The organism is Azospirillum brasilense (assembly GCF_001315015.1).
Taxonomy (GTDB): domain Bacteria; phylum Pseudomonadota; class Alphaproteobacteria; order Azospirillales; family Azospirillaceae; genus Azospirillum; species Azospirillum brasilense.
On sequence record NZ_CP012914.1, the window covers coordinates 279,538 to 296,631 of the forward strand.

Annotated in this window: 18 protein-coding genes; 8 read left to right on the top strand and 10 right to left on the bottom strand. The window is 68.6% G+C overall.

The window, feature by feature from the left end; all coding sequences use genetic code 11:
* Positions 1–40 precede the first annotated feature (40 nt).
* Complete coding sequence (gene glgC, locus AMK58_RS01315) at positions 41–1,312, bottom strand: glucose-1-phosphate adenylyltransferase (protein WP_035669793.1); 1,272 nt, start codon at positions 1,310–1,312, stop codon at positions 41–43.
* 548 nt (positions 1,313–1,860) lie between these two features.
* Between glgC and AMK58_RS01320 the strand changes: the two genes are divergently transcribed.
* Complete coding sequence (locus AMK58_RS01320) at positions 1,861–3,177, top strand: ammonium transporter (RefSeq protein ID WP_035669790.1); 1,317 nt, start codon at positions 1,861–1,863, stop codon at positions 3,175–3,177.
* Positions 3,178–3,267: 90 nt separating this feature from the next.
* Here AMK58_RS01320 and AMK58_RS01325 read toward each other — a convergent pair whose 3' ends face one another.
* The 3 genes from AMK58_RS01325 to AMK58_RS01335 all read right to left on the bottom strand — a co-directional run bounded on the left by AMK58_RS01325 (position 3,268) and on the right by AMK58_RS01335 (position 6,601).
* Entirely contained in the window at positions 3,268–4,506 is a 1,239-nt protein-coding gene (locus AMK58_RS01325) for a class I SAM-dependent methyltransferase (protein WP_059398511.1), read from the bottom strand.
* 86 nt (positions 4,507–4,592) lie between these two features.
* Entirely contained in the window at positions 4,593–5,444 is an 852-nt protein-coding gene (locus AMK58_RS01330) for an AraC family transcriptional regulator (RefSeq protein WP_051140003.1), read from the bottom strand.
* A 56-nt stretch (positions 5,445–5,500) separates the two neighbouring features.
* A complete protein-coding gene (locus AMK58_RS01335; RefSeq protein WP_059398512.1) occupies positions 5,501–6,601 on the bottom strand; it encodes an asparaginase in 1,101 nt (366 codons plus the stop codon).
* A gap of 128 nt (positions 6,602–6,729) precedes the next feature.
* Here AMK58_RS01335 and AMK58_RS01340 point away from each other — a divergent pair, with 128 nt between their 5' ends.
* On the top strand, positions 6,730–7,314 hold the full coding sequence (locus tag AMK58_RS01340) for an RNA methyltransferase (protein WP_035669783.1): 585 nt from the start codon (positions 6,730–6,732) through the stop codon (positions 7,312–7,314).
* Between the two features lie 28 nt (positions 7,315–7,342).
* Here the strand turns inward: AMK58_RS01340 and AMK58_RS01345 are convergent, their stop codons facing one another.
* Positions 7,343–8,029 carry a ChrR family anti-sigma-E factor gene (locus tag AMK58_RS01345; RefSeq protein ID WP_035669780.1) on the bottom strand — a complete coding sequence of 229 codons (687 nt, stop codon included), beginning with the start codon at positions 8,027–8,029 and terminating at the stop codon, positions 7,343–7,345.
* Positions 8,026–8,601 carry a sigma-70 family RNA polymerase sigma factor gene (locus AMK58_RS01350; protein ID WP_035669778.1) on the bottom strand — a complete coding sequence of 192 codons (576 nt, stop codon included), beginning with the start codon at positions 8,599–8,601 and terminating at the stop codon, positions 8,026–8,028. The genes AMK58_RS01345 and AMK58_RS01350 overlap by 4 nt, the downstream gene beginning before the upstream one ends.
* A 415-nt stretch (positions 8,602–9,016) precedes the next feature.
* On the opposite strand from AMK58_RS01350, the gene AMK58_RS01355 reads away from it, so the two are divergent.
* From AMK58_RS01355 to AMK58_RS01375, 5 genes are all read left to right on the top strand, one after another.
* Positions 9,017–9,580, top strand: a complete 564-nt coding sequence (locus AMK58_RS01355; protein WP_035669774.1) for an invasion associated locus B family protein — start codon at positions 9,017–9,019, stop codon at positions 9,578–9,580.
* A gap of 78 nt (positions 9,581–9,658) precedes the next feature.
* Positions 9,659–10,828, top strand: a complete 1,170-nt coding sequence (gene rlmN / locus AMK58_RS01360; RefSeq protein WP_035669772.1) for a dual-specificity RNA methyltransferase RlmN — start codon at positions 9,659–9,661, stop codon at positions 10,826–10,828.
* A gap of 27 nt (positions 10,829–10,855) precedes the next feature.
* Positions 10,856–11,092: a DUF805 domain-containing protein gene (locus tag AMK58_RS01365; RefSeq protein WP_035669769.1), complete on the top strand. Its 237-nt coding sequence runs from the start codon at positions 10,856–10,858 to the stop codon at positions 11,090–11,092.
* A complete protein-coding gene (locus AMK58_RS01370; RefSeq protein WP_035669765.1) occupies positions 11,092–11,403 on the top strand; it encodes a hypothetical protein in 312 nt (103 codons plus the stop codon). The genes AMK58_RS01365 and AMK58_RS01370 overlap by 1 nt, the downstream gene beginning before the upstream one ends.
* A 119-nt stretch (positions 11,404–11,522) precedes the next feature.
* Positions 11,523–12,758, top strand: a complete 1,236-nt coding sequence (locus AMK58_RS01375; RefSeq protein WP_035669763.1) for an argininosuccinate synthase — start codon at positions 11,523–11,525, stop codon at positions 12,756–12,758.
* Positions 12,759–12,836: 78 nt separating this feature from the next.
* Here the strand turns inward: AMK58_RS01375 and AMK58_RS01380 are convergent, their stop codons facing one another.
* The 3 genes from AMK58_RS01380 to AMK58_RS01390 form a co-directional block, all read right to left on the bottom strand.
* Positions 12,837–14,543: a methyl-accepting chemotaxis protein gene (locus AMK58_RS01380; RefSeq protein ID WP_079285293.1), complete on the bottom strand. Its 1,707-nt coding sequence runs from the start codon at positions 14,541–14,543 to the stop codon at positions 12,837–12,839.
* Between the two features lie 184 nt (positions 14,544–14,727).
* The gene (locus AMK58_RS01385) at positions 14,728–15,162 is read right to left on the bottom strand and encodes a VOC family protein (protein WP_035669751.1); all 435 of its coding nucleotides are present in this window, start codon (positions 15,160–15,162) and stop codon (positions 14,728–14,730) included.
* A 1-nt stretch (position 15,163) separates the two neighbouring features.
* Positions 15,164–15,568 (bottom strand): rhodanese-like domain-containing protein, encoded by a 405-nt coding sequence (locus AMK58_RS01390; RefSeq protein ID WP_196813082.1) that lies wholly within the window; start codon positions 15,566–15,568, stop codon positions 15,164–15,166.
* Positions 15,569–15,724: 156 nt separating this feature from the next.
* Here AMK58_RS01390 and AMK58_RS01395 point away from each other — a divergent pair, with 156 nt between their 5' ends.
* The gene (locus tag AMK58_RS01395; protein ID WP_035669748.1) at positions 15,725–16,168 is read left to right on the top strand and encodes a YkvA family protein; all 444 of its coding nucleotides are present in this window, start codon (positions 15,725–15,727) and stop codon (positions 16,166–16,168) included.
* Between the two features lie 4 nt (positions 16,169–16,172).
* On the opposite strand, the gene AMK58_RS01400 is transcribed toward AMK58_RS01395, so the two are convergent.
* Complete coding sequence (locus AMK58_RS01400) at positions 16,173–17,024, bottom strand: DMT family transporter (RefSeq protein WP_236778156.1); 852 nt, start codon at positions 17,022–17,024, stop codon at positions 16,173–16,175.
* Positions 17,025–17,094: the final 70 nt, after the last annotated feature.

Sequence of the window (17,094 nt, forward strand, 5' to 3'; positions counted from 1 at the left end):
CGCCCCCTCGCCCCATGGGGGCGAAGGGGGATGGGAAGGGTCAGTCCTTGGGCAGGCGGTCGATCATGTCCTGGGTGATCAGGCAGACGCCGCCCTCGCTGCGGTGGAAGCGCTTGGCGTCCAGCTCCGGATCCTCGCCGACGACCAGCCCCTCGGGGATCACCACGCCGCGGTCGATCACCACCTTGGTCAGGCGGCAGTGGCGGCCGATGTCGCAATCCGGCAGGACCACCGCCTGATGCAGCTCGCTGAAGGAGTTGACGCGCACCTCGCTGAACAGCAGCGAGTTCTTCACCAGCGAGCCGGAGATGATGCAGCCGCCCGACACCAGGCTGTCCACCGCCATGCCGCGCCGGTTCTCGTCGTCGAAGACGAACTTCGCCGGGGGAAGCTGCTCCTGGTAGGTGAAGATCGGCCACTCGCGGTCGTACATGTTGAGCTGCGGCGTGACGTGGCAGAGGTCGAGGTTGGCCTCCCAATAGGCGTCGATGGTGCCGACGTCGCGCCAGTAGGGCTCGGACTCGTGGCCGTTCAGGATGGCCGAATCGGCGAAGTCGTGGGCCATCACCCGCGCCCCGCTCGTCACCAGATACGGGATGATGTCCTTGCCGAAGTCGCGCGACGAGCCGGGCTCGTTGAAGTCGCGCTCCAGCTGGTCGTAGAGGAACTGCGCGTTGAAGACGTAGATGCCCATGCTGGCCAGCGACTTGTCCGGGTTGCCCGGCATCGGGGGCGGGTCGGCGGGCTTCTCGACGAAGTCGATGACGCGCTGCGTCTCGTCCACATGCATCACGCCGAAGCCGGTGGCCTGGGCGCGCGGCACCTGGATGCAGGGGATCGTCACATCGGCCTTCTTGGCGATGTGGTCGAGCAGCAGCGCGCCGTAATCCATCTTGTAGATGTGGTCGCCGGCCAGGATCAGGATGTATTCCGGCTCATGGTCGCGCAGGATGTCCAGGTTCTGGTACACCGCGTCGGCGGTGCCCTGGTACCAGGCGGTCTCGCTGATGCGCTGCTGGGCCGGCAGCAGGTCGCAGAACTCGTTCATCTCGCCGCGGAAGAAGTTCCAGCCGCGCTGCAGGTGGCGCAGCAGGCTGTGCGACTTGTACTGGGTCAGCACGCCGATGCGGCGGAAGCCCGAATTGATGCAGTTCGACAGCGCGAAGTCGATGATCCGGAACTTGCCCCCGAAATAGGTGGCGGGCTTGGCGCGACGGTCGGTCAGCTGCTTCAGCCGGCTGCCCCGGCCACCGGCCAGGACGAGGGCCACGGCACGGCGCGGCGCCAACCGCAGATCCCGTTTGTCGAGCATGTGTCTCCCCTTTCGGTTCTCTTTTTTGCTGTCGGCCATCCGGAAGCGTCCGGCGGACCCATGTGGGCGGGGACCGCTTGTCCCCGGCCCCGTCCGGCTCCGCCGGTAGAGAGGGTGACCGTGCCACATTTCACGGGGGCGGGCCAATAGGCCGAGGGGAACAGGCCGGAAATAGAGGGGGCTGCCCAACGGCTGTGCGGAATTCGGGCGCATCATTGTGCATAAAAAACAGGCAAGCGCGCGGGAAACGAGCGTGCAGCGCCCGAACGGACAGCAATCGGCCCACAATCCATGGGCGAATCACGCTGTATTGCGGGGGGGTGGATGGGCCGAGTTTCTGCTTATTTTCTGGGCAATGCAGTCCGGCGACTCGGGTCCTATGCTGCTTTGCGGTCATCCGAAAGGCCGCAACCACCGCGATTCCTAGCCCTTTTGGGTTGGCACGCTTCTTGAAGACAAATCGGCGTACACGGCCCCCTCCCGCCGCCCCGTCTGTACCGGGGACGGGGCGAAACGGGCCAGAAGCATTCGAATAAAGAGGAGCCTCGATGAGCCGTCTCTTCACCCTCGCCGCGCCGACGATGGCGGCGATTCTGGGCTTGGCCGGTCTGCCTGCCGCCGCCCTCGCCCAGGAAGCGGCCGCCGCCGCGGCCGAACCCACCCTGAGCAGCGGCGACACGGCTTGGATGCTGGTCGCCACGGCGCTGGTTCTGTTCATGACCATCCCGGGTCTGGCTCTGTTCTACGGCGGCATGGTCCGCAAGATGAACGTGCTGTCGGTCGTGATGCAGAGCTTTGCGATCTGCTGCCTGGTCAGCATCCTGTGGTTCTTCGCCGGTTACAGCATCGCCTTTACCGAAGGCACCCCGTATTTCGGCAGCCTGTCCAAGTTCATGCTGGCCGGCATCACCAAGGACAGCCTGACGGGCGTCATTCCCGAGACGATCTTCGTCGTCTTCCAGATGACCTTCGCCATCATCACCCCGGCCCTGATCACCGGCGCCTTCGCCGACCGCATGAAGTTCTCCTCGATGCTGGTCTTCACGGGCCTGTGGTCGCTGATCGTCTACGCGCCGATCACCCACTGGGTCTGGGGTCCGGGCGGCTATCTGGCGGGTGACGGCGTGCTCGACTACGCCGGCGGCACCGTGGTGCACATCAACGCGGGCGTGGCCGGTCTGGTCGCCGCCATCGTGCTGGGCAAGCGCAAGGGCTATCCGAACGAGAACTTCGCTCCGCACAACCTGGTGCTCAGCCTGATCGGCGCCTCGATGCTGTGGGTCGGCTGGTTCGGCTTCAACGCGGGTTCCGCCGTGGCCGCCGACGGCCGTGCGGGCATGGCCATGCTGGTCACGCAGATCGCCGCCGCCACCGCCGCCATGTCCTGGCTGCTGGTCGAGTGGGCCACCAAGGGCAAGCCTTCGGTTCTCGGCATCATCTCCGGCGCCATCGCCGGTCTGGTCGCCATCACCCCGGCCTCGGGCTTCGTCGGTCCGACCGGCGCCCTGGTCATCGGTCTGGCCGCCGGCGTGATCTGCTACTGGGGCGCCACCGGCCTGAAGCGCGCCCTCGGCTATGACGACTCGCTGGACGCCTTCGGCGTGCACGGCGTGGGCGGCATCGTCGGCGCCATCCTGACCGGCGTCTTCGCCCAGGAAGCCATCGGCGGCACCGCCGGCGCCCTGGAAGGCAACGTCGGCCAGATCTGGACGCAGGTCTACGGCATTCTCGCCACCATCGTCTACTCGGCGGTCGGCTCCTTCATCATCCTGAAGGTCATCGACGTGGTGATGGGCCTGCGCGTCGACGAGGACGTCGAGCGCGACGGCCTGGACCTCGCCCTGCACGGCGAGACCATCCACTAAGCACCCTTTGCTGCCTGGTTGTTTCCTCCATGAACTTCCGCCGCCGGGTCGCCCGGCGGCGGATTTTTCATTTTGGAGACCGTGGACGGTTCAGCGGCGCAGATACATCTTGCCGACGCCGTTCAGCGCCGCGAAAAGCTGCGCGAATTGTGCCAGGAAGGCGTCCCAGGCCAGCGGCCCGGCCTTTCCCGTCACCGCTTGGTGGATGGCGCCCAGGCTGGCCCGCCCGTCCACCCGCGCCAGGATCGGCCCGGCCAGACGGGGCAGGGGCAGGGGGACGACGGCGCCCATCAGCTCGGCCTCCAGCACCCCGCCGGGGGGCAGTCCCTTGGCCACCGCGGCGCCGTCGAGGTCGCGCAGCACCGGCACCACCTCCGGCCCGTCGGGGCGGGCGACCGAACCCTCGGCGTCCTCAGGGCGGACGAGATAGGCGATGTGCTTGGTCATGCTGCCGGTGACCTGCTCGGCCCAGGCGGCGCGCTCCAGCCGCGACAGCCCGTCGAGCCGCTTCAGCACGCGGGGGTCCTTCACCCAGACGGCGGGGTCGTAGCGGTAGGGGTCGACCAGCGCGGCGATGGCCAGCCCGCCCGCCGCGGCCAGCTCCGCCAGCTCCGGTACGGTGAAGGGCCGGTCGCAGGAGTGCAGCAGCAGGTCGTAGAGGTCGGCGTCGGCCTGTTTGTGGTCGTTGATGAAGGGGTTGCGCAGCAGCCAGTTGGACGTCGGCAGGCGTTCGATCAGCCGGCGGGCCAGCGCCACCTGCTCCTTCGGCGGCAGGTCCTTGGTGATGGTGCGCAGCGCCGCCTGCATGGGGTAGACGCCGGTGCGTCCGTACGGCGCGTAGACCATCAGCCCGATCCCGCCGCCCGGCTTCAGCGCCCCGGCCAGCGAGCGGACGCCCGCCGCCGGCTCGTCCAGATGGTGCAGCACGCCGCAGCAGTCGATGTAGTCGAACGGTCCCCCTTCCTCCAGCAGCCCGCCGAGGTCGAGCAGCGAGCCGCGGCGGAAGTCTATGTTGGTCAGCCCGCGCGCCTGGGCCCGCGCCTCGGCGACCGCCCGCGCGGCGTCGGAGAGGTCGAGATAGGTGACGCGGCCCGGATTGCCGGCGTCGGCCATCTGCTGGGCGATCATGATCGTCCCGTCGCCGGTCCCGCCGCCGGCCACCAGCACCCTGAGGGGCCTGGCGTGGTCGAGGCGCCCGCCGAAGACGTTGTGGTTCACCTCGTCCAGATGGCTGGGCGACCCGGTGATCAGGCGCTTTTTCTCGTCGGCGGGGTTGCGCGCGGGATAGGGGAAGGCTTCGTACTGGGCGCGCAGGGTGTCGATGCTCATGGATCGGGCAACCGGTCAGGTGGACGGGTGCCGGACCATACCATCATCGCAGGGACGGGTGGGGAGGAAGGCCTCCCCACCGCCTCTCACGCCAAAGGCAAACGGATCTCGGTCAGCCACTCTTCCGGGGGCAGCTTGCGGCAGTCGTTCAGATACTCCTCGACGCAGGGGCGGTCGGCCGGCGCGTGGCCGCTCGACGGCAGCCAGTCGCGGTAGAGCCAACGGTAGGGGCGTTCCAACTCCGCGTAGGGGCCCTTGTGGATCAGAACGGCGTGCCGGCCGCCGGGGATGTCGAGCGCGCGGACCGTTCCGTCCTCGGGGATCGGTCCGTCGACCAGCAACGCGGCCTCGGAGCGGAGGCGGTCCGCCGGAACTGATTCCGGGTCGTCGTAATAAAGGGCGAAGGACCGCGTGTCCGGTCCCACGAGGCCGCGGCCTGCGGCCCAGGCGTACAGCCGCTCGAAGGTCGTGCCGATATCCATGTAGGGGCCTTGGTGAGCCATGGCGGCCACGCGCAGCGGCGGCAGATCGCGGATGGTGACGTCGTGCATGTTTCGCTCCTCGTCCGGTGGTTGGTCGGGTGGAGGAACCAGACGGCCTTGCCGCCGGTAGGCACCGGGGCTCAAGCCGTAGACCTGCCCGAAGGCGCGGGTGAACGCCTCCACGCTGCCATAGCCGGCCCGCCGTGCGACCTGCGCCACGCCGTCGCCGCCCCGCACCAGATCCCCCGCGGCACGGTGCAGACGCAGCCGACGCAGCGTGTCCGCCGCCGTTTCCCCCGCCATGGCGCGGTAGATGCGGTGGAAATGGTGGGGCGAGAAGCAGGCGACGGCGGCCAGCCGTTCCAGCTCCAGCGTCTCGTCCAGATGGGCGGCGATGTGGTCGATGACACGCTCGATGCGGCGGCCGTAGTCCAGCAGGGTGTCGGGCTTGGTCATGAGTCCTCCATGCCCGACACCCTAGCCGAGGGCCGCTTGATCGCGCTTGCGGACCTTCAGCCCTCCGCCGGGCGGACCACGCCGACCTCCAGGCCGTTGCGGTTGGTCACCGGCTGGTTGATGAGCTGGCCGGCTCGCCTCCATTGCTCGTCCGACAGGACCTTGGTGGCGCGGATCAGGGCGGCCAGGGCGACCTCGCGGGCGCGCGGGGTGCCGTCGTCGATCTTCAGGGCGATGCCCAGCCCCTGCTTGGGCAGGACGGCGCAGCCTACGCCCTCGGCCCCGCCCTTGACCAGCACCAAGCCGCCCGCCGCCTGCATCATGCCGGTGTCGAAGCTGTCCTTGCCGGCGATCAGGTGTGGGTGCGACCGCCAGGCGCGGCGGATGCGGGCCACCGCCTCGGCGCGGGAATCGGGCAGGTCCTTGGGGTCGCCGATGCGGGCCATGGCGTAGGCGATGGCGCCCAGCGGGATGCCGATGGTCGGGATGGCGCAGCCGTCGACGCCCCAGGGGGCCTGCGACAGGTCCTGGCCGGTCATCTGCTCCATCACGCCGAGGATGCGCTGCTGCACCGGATGGTCGAAGCGGACATAGCCCTTGGTCGGCTCGCCCTTGTGCAGGGCGGTGGTCAGGAAGCCGGCGTGCTTGCCGGAGCAGTTGTTGTGGAAGGCGGTCGGCGTCTCGCCGTGGCGGATCATCTCGTGGGCGGTCTCGGTGTCGGTCGGCAGATGCGCCCCGCACTCGTAATCGCCCACGGTCAGGCCGATGCGCTTGATCCAGGCCTCCGCGATGCGGGTGTGGCGGATCTCCCCGTGGTGGGAGGAACAGGCCAGCGCCAGCTCCTGGTCGCCCAGCTCGTAGGCGTCGAGCGCGCCCGTCTCGACCAGCGGGATCGCCTGGATCGCCTTGATGGCGGAGCGCGGGTAGACCGGCGCCTGGATGTCGCCCCACTGGGCCAGCACACGCCCGTCGGAATCGACGATGCAGGCGCGCCCGCGATGGACGGATTCCACCATGCCGCCGCGCGTCACCTCGACGAGGATCGGCGCCTCCGGCGGTCCGGACAGGTCGGCGTGCCCCTCGGCGGGGTGGTTATGGTCGGCGTGGCCGTGGTGGTCACCGTGGCCGCCGCAGCAGGAGGAATGGTCGTGGCTCATGGGTGGAGAGCTTGCCTCTCTCCGGGTCGCGAGGCAAGGTGTCGCACCGTCGGACCCGCCGGATCATGGCCGATTCGCGGCCGATCCGCCGTGTATGCGGGCCGAAACTACGAGTGATTGTGCAAGCCATGCGTGGATACTTCGCCATCGGGGTGGAGCGGATCAGCAAGCCGGGCAACGTCGGCAACCTGATGCGCTCCGCCCACGCCTTCGGCGCCTCCTTCTTCTTCGCCATCGACCCGGAACCCGACCTGCACGAGGCCCACATCGTCGACACCTCGGGTGCCACGGAGCATCTGCCGCTCTACGTCTACGACCGGGTGGCCGATCTGGCCCTGCCCAAGGACTGCCAGCTCGTCGGGGTGGAGCTGACCGAGGACGCGGTGGAACTGCCCAGCTTCCGCCACCCGACCCGCGCCGCCTATGTGCTGGGGCCGGAGCGCGGCAGCCTGTCCGAGCCGCTGCTGGAGCGCTGCGACTTCACGGTGAAGATCCCGATGAAGTTTTGCATCAACGTCGGGGTGGCCGGCGCGCTGGTGATGTACGACCGGATGATCAGCCTGGGCCGCTTCGCCGAACGCCCGGTGCGCGTCGGCGGCCCGACCGAGCCGCTGCGCGATCACCAGCACGGCCGCCAGATCATGCGCAACCCGGAGCGCCGCCGCCGCATGCGCGGCATCCAGAAGCCCGTGATCGTCAGCGACGATGACTGACGCCGTCCGCGACGAGGGGTGATCCGGCTCAGAACTTCACAAACGGGTTGAGGATTAGCCCCAGCGCGCCGGTGAAATGAAGTGGCGCGTCGGTCACCGCCAGACACAGGCAGCCCTCCTCGTCGGCCACCGGGCGGTGGCGCACGGAGTCGTCGGCGACGGACAGGTCGCCGCGGGCGAATTGGCCGAGATCGTCGGTGAAGCCGCCGTCGAGCACCAGCGTCAGCTCAATCCCCCGGTGGGTGTGGTGGGGCGGTCCGACGCCGCTGGCCAGCCGCATCAGCCGGGCCTTGCCGCGGCGTTCGGAATCGTAGCCGGAGCCGGACCCCAGAGGGATGTCGTAGCAGTCCATGCCGCGCATCAGCCGCTTCCAGGGCAGGCGCGACAGGTCGCTGCCGACGTAGCGGCGCAGCGGTTCGGGCAGCAGCGGCACCTCGGCCGGCTGGCAGACCAGCTTCGGCCGGGGTGCGCGGGGCAGGGGCGGCAGGTCGTCCAGCCGGGCCAGCACCGTCTCCAGGCAGGCGGGATCGACCTCCTCCGGCTCGATGCTCTCCAGCAGGGCGCCGCCGACCGCCTCCATCTCGGCGACGTTCAGGCGGCAGCAGGGGCACAGCGCCAGATGGGTCGCCACGATCAGCGACGCCGCCTCGCCCAGAGCGCCGCCGGCATAGTCGATCAGCAGGGTGTCGCCGGGATGGTGGGTGGGCACGGTCATCGGGAGTCCCTCATGGCCTTGCGCAGCCGTTCCATGGCCAGCCGCAGGCGCGACTTGACGGTGCCCAGCGGAATGCCCTGTTCGGCGGAGATCAGGCTGTGCGGCTTGTCCTCGAAATAGGCCAGACGCAGCAGGTCGGCCTGTTCCGGCGGCAGGGTCTTCAGCGCGGCCCGCAGCCGTCCGGCGGTCTCCCGCGCCGCCACCCCGTCGTCGGCGCTCTCCATCGGGTCGGGCACCAGCGTGGGGTCGGCGGGGTCGATCTCGGGCCGCTGTTCCCGCCGCAGCGCGTCGATCCGCCGGTTGCGGGCGATGGTGAACACCCAGGTGCCGGCGGACGCCTGGGTCGGGTCATAGGTTTCCGCGCGGCGCCACACCAACAGCATCACGTCCTGCACCAACTCCTCCGCACCGCCCGCGTCGCAGCCCTGGCGGCGCAGATAGGCCTTCAGCCGCGGGGCGAAATGGCCGAACAGCGCCGCGAAGGCCGCGCGGTCGCGGTCCCGCCCGACCGCGGTCAGCAGCTCTTCGAAGGTCCGGTCGGCGCCGGCGGCTGGGGAACCAAGATCCTGCATCCACGTCTTCGGGCACGTCTTCGGGGGCGCCGTCTCTGCGCGCATGGGCGTTGCGCAAGATGGCAAGCCCCGCAACACATGGTGCGCGGAGCGCCCCGCTGCAAAGCGTGTTTGGCGCTCCCCCGTGTCCTGTGCGCAGTCGTCTGCTCGGGCGGCCAAGGGTGTCATGGGGGGCTGCGACGTTCCGTCGGGCGTTGGACTTGAGGTTCGATGGGTCTTCTACGCACCCCGCGGGCCATCGGATCACCGGCTTTCGATACGAAATCGAGCGATCGATTGCAGGACCGGCCGTTGGGACAACCCGTGACTTCGCCGCCGGGACAGGGCGGCGGCCCTGGAAAGCTTCACCGAATTGGGGTAGGGTCCGCCCCACTCCCGAACCCGTCCGCGAAACCATTCGAGCCTTCGCCAACCGATGTTGCCCATCCGCACCATCCGTCGCACCGCCGGCGCCGCTCTGCTTCTGGCCGGTCCGATCCTCGCCGCCGCCGTCACCATGGGCACCGTCACCACGGCCGCCGCCGCCGACCCGCGCCTGCTGGGGACCTTCAAGGACTGGAACGCCTTCGCCTTCGACGAGGGCGGGCACAAGGTCTGCTACCTGTCCAGTCAGCCCAAGAAGAAGGAACCCGCCGCGGCCAAGCGCGGGGACATCTATGTGCTGGTGACCCACCGCCCGGCGGAGAAGGCGCTGGACGTCGTCAGCGTCGTCGTCGGCTATCCCCTGAAGAAGGACAGCGAGTCCACGGTGGACGTGGGGGGCAAGTCCTTCAAGCTGTTCACCGACGGCGAGACCGCCTGGGCGCGCGACGCCGACACCGACAAGGCCGTCACCGCCGCGATGCGCGACGCCAAGGGCAAGTCCATGGTGGTGAAGGGTGTTTCGGCCCGCGGCACGAAGACCACCGACACCTACGGCACCGACGGCTTCGCCCAGGCTTACGACGCGATCAACCAGGCCTGCGGCGTGAAGCGCTGAGCAGCGCTGCTCTTTTCACTTGGTCGCTCCTCGTTTCGTCTTTTGACTCCGGACGCTCGTGGCCCTATTTAGGGGGCCATGAGCGCCTCCAACCATGCTGCTGCCTTTGCCCTGCCGGCTGTTGACGCCGACGGGCGCAAAAACCTTGTCGGCCTGTCCCGCGACGAGCTGGAAGCCGAAATGCTGTCCGTCGGCCTGGAGAAATTCCGGGCCCGCCAGCTTTGGCACTGGATCTACCACCGCGGAGCCACCGACTTCGCGGTGATGACCACGCTTGCCAAGCCGGTGCGCGAGACGCTGGCGGAGAGCTACGCCGTGGCCCGCCCGACGGTCGTGCGCGACCTGAAGTCGGTGGACGGCACGCGCAAGTGGCTGCTGCGCATGCCCGACGGGCAGGAGGTGGAGAGCGTCCACATCCCCGAGGAGGACCGCGGCACGCTCTGCGTCTCCTCGCAGGTCGGCTGCACGCTGACCTGCCGCTTCTGCCACACCGGCACGCAGCGTTTGGTGCGCAACCTCGACGCCTCGGAGATCGTGGCGCAGGTCATGCTGGCCCGCGACGCGCTCGGCGAATGGCCGGCGCCGCCGGACGGGCGGATGATCTCCAACATCGTCATGATGGGGATGGGGGAGCCGCTCTTTAACTACGAGAACGTCGCCAAGGCGCTGAAGATCGTCATGGACGGCGACGGGATATCGATCTCGAAGCGCCGCATCACGCTCTCGACCTCCGGCGTCGTCCCGGCCATGAAGCGCTGCGGCGAGGAGCTGAACGTCAACCTCGCGGTCAGCCTGCACGCCGTGACCGACGAACTGCGCGACATCATCATGCCCATCAACCGGAAATACCCGTTGAAGGAGCTGATGGACGCCTGCCGCACCTACCCCGGCCTGAACAACGCGCGGCGCATCACCTTCGAATACGTGATGCTGAAGGGCGTCAACGACAGCCCGGCGGACGCCCGCGCCCTGGTCAAGTTGCTGGAGGGCATCCCGTCGAAGATCAACCTGATCCCCTTCAACCCCTGGCCGGGCGCCCCCTACGAGCGTTCGACCGACCGGGCGATCCAGGTCTTCGGCGACATCGTCAACAACGCCGGCTACGCCAGCCCCGTCCGCACCACCCGCGGCGAGGACATCATGGCCGCCTGCGGCCAGTTGAAGAGCGCGTCCGTCCGCCTGTCCGCCGCCGACCGTGCCGCCATCGAGAAGGTGCTGGCCGAGAAGGACGCGGCGCTGGCCGGATAAGGCCGGACCTATCCCTGGGAGTGCTCCGTGCCTGAGTTTGCCGTCGATCCCGGCCTGATCCTGTTCCTGTTCAACGCCGCGGCGGTCTGGCCGCTGATGCGCATCTTCCGCCGGGCGGGCTTCTCGCCGTGGTGGGCGTTGGTGATCTTCGTGCCGGTGATCGGGCTGGTCGGCGTGCTGGGGCTGCTGACGGTGCGGCGCTGGCCGGCGCGCGTCCTGGTCGACGGGCCGGCGCGGACGCGCAAGGCGCGGAGGGCCGCGTGATGGAGATGCTCGAGTCCATCGTCGCCCTGCTCAACGCCGTCTACTGGCAGCCCTGGGCGGCCATCATGTCCACCGACCCGTGGACGGCGAACCTCGTCATGGCGATCCTGCTGATGCTGAAGCTGATCTTCGGCGGCTGGGTGCTGGCCAAGGGCGGGCGCAGCCCGCTGTGGGCGCTGGTCCTGCTGATCAACGGGGCGGACATCCTGGCGATGTGGCTCTACGCCTACATCCGCTGGCCCTTCGTGGACCGGGCGCCCGCCCGCCCCGCCGCGGAGAACACCGTCGCGGCCGACGCCGGGACGGATTGAGCGCTCCAACCCTCTCCCCTCTGGGGAGAGGTGACTTATGAGCGGGACCGATTGATTCGCATCGGTCGTAGGGCTACTGTCCGCCACCGATATTTTTCCCCACCCGCGTGAGTAGTCCCATGAGCGGTGCGTCCGGCAAACAGATCAAGAAAGTGGTGCTCGCCTATTCGGGCGGCCTCGACACCTCGGTGATCCTGAAGTGGCTTCAGGAAACCTATCAATGCGAGGTGGTGACCTTCACCGCCGACCTCGGCCAGGGCGAGGAGCTGGAGCCGGCACGCAAGAAGGCCGAGCTTCTGGGCATCAAGCCGGAAAACATCTTCATCGACGACCTGCGCGAAGAGTTCGTGCGGGACTTCGTGTTCCCGATGTTCCGCGCCAACACCCTCTATGAGGGCACTTACCTGCTCGGCACCTCGATCGCCCGGCCGCTGATCGCCAAGCGCCAGATCGAGATCGCCAACCAGGTCGGCGCCGACGCCGTGGCCCACGGCGCCACCGGCAAGGGCAACGATCAGGTCCGCTTCGAGCTGGGCTACTACGCGCTCCGCCCGGACATCAAGATCATCGCCCCGTGGCGCGAGTGGGACCTGAACAGCCGCACCCGGCTGATCGACTACGCCGAGAAGAACCAGATCCCGATCGCCAAGGACAAGCGCGGCGAGGCCCCGTACTCGACCGACGCCAACCTCCTGCACATCTCCTACGAGGGGAAGGCGCTGGAGGACCCGTGGGTCGAGCCGTTCGAGGACATGTACACCCGCTCCGTCGCCCCGGAGAAGGCCCCGGACACCCCGACCTACGTCGAGGTCGAGTTCAAGCGCGGCGACGCCGTGGCGATCGACGGCAAGGCCCTGTCCCCGGCGGCCCTGCTGACCGAGCTGAACCGCCTGGGCGGCGAGAACGGCATCGGCCGCCTCGACCTCGTCGAGAACCGTTATGTCGGCATGAAGTCGCGCGGCGTGTACGAGACGCCGGGCGGCACCATCCTGCTGGCCGCCCACCGCGCGATGGAGAGCATCACGCTCGACCGCGGCGCCGGCCATCTGAAGGATGAGCTGATGCCGCGCTACGCCGAGCTGATCTACTGCGGCTACTGGTTCAGCCCGGAGCGTCTGGCGCTCCAGGCGCTGATCGACCAGACCCAGGAGCCGGTGAACGGCGTGGTCCGCCTGAAGCTGTTCAAGGGCAACGTCACGGTCGTCGGCCGCAAGTCGCCGAACAGCCTCTACCGCATGGACTATGTGACGTTCGAGGAAGACAGCGTCTACAACCAGAAGGACGCGGAAGGCTTCATCAAGCTGAACGCGCTCCGCCTGCGCCTGGGCGCCATGGCCCGCGCCAACGTCAAGTAAGCGCGCGACCATTCCGGATGTGGAACGAGGGGGCTTCGGCCCCCTCGTTTCGTTTTGGGAATGGCCGTGGGGCGGCGCTCACGCCGCCCGGATGTTGACGAGGAAGCGCTCGACCTCCAGGCGGAGCGTTTCCGCCTGCCGGCTCAGCTCCTCGGCCGAGGACAGCACCTGGGAGGCGGCCGACCCGGTCTCCACCGCGGCCTGATGGACCTGGACGATGCTGCCCGACACTTCCGTCGTGCCGTGGGCGGCCTGCTGGACGTTGCGGGCGATCTCGCCGGTGGCCGCGCCCTGCTCCTCCACCGCGGCGGCGATGGTGGTGGCGATGCCGTTGATCTCTCCGATCGTCCCGCCGATGGTCTTGATGGCGCGGACGGTTTCGGTGGTCACCCCCTGGATCGTCTGGATCTGGGTGGCGATTTCCTCGGTCGCCCTGGCCGTCTGGTTGGCCAGCGACTTGACCTCCGAGGCCACCACGGCGAAGCCCTTGCCGGCCTCCCCGGCGCGCGCGGCCTCGATGGTGGCGTTGAGCGCCAGAAGGTTGGTCTGGTCGGCGATGGCCTTGATGAGCCCGACCACCTCGCCGATCTTCTGACCGGCCTCCGCCAGCCCCTGGACCGTCCGGTCGGTGCGGGCCGCCTCATCCACGGCGTTGCCGGCGATGGTGGTGGAGGTCGCGACGTGGCGGCCGATCTCGGTGATGGAGGCGGACAACTCCTCGGTGGCCCCGGCGACCGCCTGGACGTTGGTGGTCGCCTGCTCCGACGCGGCGGCGACCGTCGACGCCTGCCGGCTGGTCTCCTCGGCGGTGGACGACATGGACTTTGCGGTGGCGCGCATCTCGGTGGCGGCGGAGGCCAGCATCTTCAGCGTCGCGTGCACCGTGCTGTCGAAGCCGACGATGTAGTTTTCCACGAGCGCCTGCCGGGCTTCCTTGCGGGCCTGTTCCTGGCGCTGCTCCTCCTCCATGCGGCGGTTCGCGACGGCGGAATCCTTGAACACGGCCAGCGAACGGGCGAGCGTGCCCACCTCGTCCTTCCGGTCCGTGCCGTTGACGGTGATGCCGAGATCGCCCTTGGCAAGGCGCTGCATGAGTTCGGCCATGGCGCGCAGCGGGCCGACCACGCGGAACAGCGTCGTCGTCACCGCAAAGGCGGCGGCCAGCACGCCGAGCAGCACCGCGATCCCCAAAATCCAGCGGGAGGTGTCGTAAGCGGCGTTGGTCCGCCCATACTCGGCCTCAGCCTCCTTCAACTGCAGGTCGACCAGCTTTCCGACGGCTGCCGCCACCGGATCGATGCTGGGATAGAGCGTGGACACCGCGAAGGCGTCGAGCGCGGCCTGATCCTTGGCCTGCATCAGCGCGCGCGCGGTCGTCGCGGCGGCGCGCGCCTTGCCCATGTGGCGCTCGGCCTCGTTCGCCAGATCCTTTTCGCGGGCGTTCATCGAGGTGGCCGTGAAGGCCGACCAGCGCGTCGCAATCTCGCCCAGTGCGGCATCGATGGATTTGAGACCGCCCTCCCAGGTCTCGGCGCCGCCGCGCACCTTGTGCGTGGTGTCGACGATGTTGACGGCGAACATGTCGGAGACGACCTTCAGGTCACGCAACGGGACGACGCGGTCCTTGAACACCGTCTCCATGCCCCGGTGTGCCTGCCCCAAGGCCAGCCAGCCGGTGGCCGCAATCGCGAAAAGAAAGAAGCACAGAACAGAGAGGGCAACCAAAAGGCGTGCTTTGACCGTAGACATCGGCTCGTTCCACGATGCGTTGACGTTGCAGGTCATCGCATCGTGGATGATACATATTAATATTAAGCTACATTTTAACGAAAATATATTTCGTCAAAAAGTAACATTCCTCGTTTTCGAGCAACGCTGTCATGGGGGTCACGACGGTGTCTTGCTCCGGACGGTGGCAAACGCTTCCACCACATCTTCGAGCAAAGATTGCAAGTGGGCGATGTGCCGCTCACCCCTCCAGCTTGAAGCTTCCATCCTCGCCCAGCGCGGCGAAGGGGTTCCAGGCGACCTCCCAGGGGTGACCGTCCGGGTCGGCGAAATAGCCGCTGTAGCCGCCCCAGAAGACGTCCTGCGCCGGCTTCAGGATGCGCCCGCCGGCCCGTTCGGCCTGGGCCATCACGGCGTCAACCTCCGCCTTGCTGCGCAGGTTGTGGGCCAGCGTGATGCCGCCGAAACCCGAGGTCGGGCCGGACTCCGCCAGATGCGCGTCCTCGGCCAGCGCCTCCCGCCCGAACAGGGCGAGCGCCACGCCGCCCAGCTGGTAGAAGGTGATGGCGTCCTGGCTGACCGGGGAGGGGGTCCAGCCCAGCCCTTCCTCGTAGAAGCGGCGGCTGCGCGCGAGGTCGGCGACGCCCAACGTGATCAGGCTGACTCTCTGTTCCATCTCAGCCGTCCTTGCGTTCGACCGTGGCGATGGGCAGCCCGGCCTCCTTCCAGCCTTTGAAACCGCCTTCGAGGTGGCAGACGTTCTCCAGCCCCATCGACTGCACCGTGTCTGTGGCGAGCGCCGAGCGCCAGCCGCTGGCGCAGTAGAAGACGAAGCGCTTGCCCGACGCGAAGACCGGCTTGTGATAGGGGCTGTCCGGGTCCACCCAGAATTCCAGCATGCCGCGGGTGGCCGGGAAGGCGCCGGGGATCATGCCGTCGCGCGTCAGCTCGCGCGGGTCGCGGATGTCCACGAAGACCACGTCGGGGTCGCCGTGCAGGGACAGCGCCTCCTGTGGCGTGATCGCCTGGATGCGGGCGTTCGCTTCGGCCAGCAGTTCCTTGTAGCCCTTCTTCATCGGCATGGCGCTTTCCTCCTTCTGACCCTTTGGCCGTAGTCGAACCCTTGGCGGGACCATTGGCGCGTCTGCGCTGTTGTCACTCCACGCAACTGTGCAACAGGCCGCCCCGCCCGGTCCACCGGGAAGGGCGGTAAGGCCAGGGGGAGCCCAGGGAAAGCCATGCAGACTGCCACCGACGGACCCACCGAAGCCGCCGCCGCTTTGCCCGCCGTCATCGATCCCGTCCGCGTGGAGCGGAACGAGCGCTACGTCCGCCGCCGCTTCTGGAACACGCTGCGCGCCAACCTGCACCGCATTCCCTTCCTGGAGCAGGCGCTGGCCGCCTTCTTCTGCGCGACCGACCCGCAGACGCCCTTCAAGGCGAAGGCGATCCTGATGGCGGCGCTGGCCTATTTCGTGCTGCCCGCCGACTCGATCCCGGACTGGCTGATCGCGGTCGGTTTCGTGGACGACGCGGCGGTGCTGGCCACGGCCGTCCATGCGGTGCGCAGCAATCTGAAGCCCGAGCATGAGGACCGCGCCCGCGCCGCCCTGCGCAAGGAGCAACAGATGAAGCCTGCCGCGGGTGACGCTTCCGGGATGAAGCCCGCCGGAAACAGCTGACGGCTCACGCCTTGGCGGAGGCCGTCCGCTCGGCGCGGGACTGCGCGGCGTCGCGGTGCGCGGTGTAGAGCGCGGAGGCCGCGATCACCCCGGCGCCGACCCAGCCCCACAGGTCCATGGCCTCGCCGAACAGCGGCCAGGCGAGCAGGGCGGTGAAGGGCAGGCGGGCGTAGTCGTAGGGCATCATCGCCGAGGCCGGCGCCAGCTTGAAGGCGCGGGTCATCGCCAACTGCCCCAGCGTCAGCACGCCGCCCAGCAGGACGAGCCAGCCGAGCGCCGTCCAGCTCGGCCACTCCCACACGAACAGGGCCGGCACCAGTGCCATCGGGGTCAGGAACAGCCCCATGTAGGCGACCACCACCATCACCCCGTCGGACGTCGCCAGCGCCCGCACCTGCAGCGTGGTGGCGGCGGCGGCGACGCAATGCAGAAGCATGACCAGGATCGCCGGGTCCAGGGTGGTGTCGCCGGGGCGGACCACGATCATCACCCCGGCCAGCCCGACCAGGACGGCGGCCCAGCGCCGCGCCCGCACCGTCTCGTTCAGGAACAGCGCGGCCCCGGCGGTGACGAAGAGGGGGATGGTGAAGCTGAGCGCCGTGGCGTCCGGCAGCGGCATATGGGTGACGCTGTAGAACCAGCACAGCATCGCCACCAGGCTGGTCGCCGAGCGGGAGGCGTAGAGCCCGGCCCGCCCGGTGCGCAGCCGTCCCAGCCCGACCGCCGCGAGCCAGGGCAGCATGAACATCAGGCTGAACAGGTTGCGGAAGAAGACAATCTCGAAGGGATGAAGCTCACCGCTGACATGGCGGATCATCGCGTTGCCGATGGCGATGAACAGGGCGGCCCCGAGCATCCAGAATGCCGCCTCCAGCGGCTTTCCCGCCATGCCGGGGCCTGTGGCGGGACCTTTGGCGGTAAGCGCG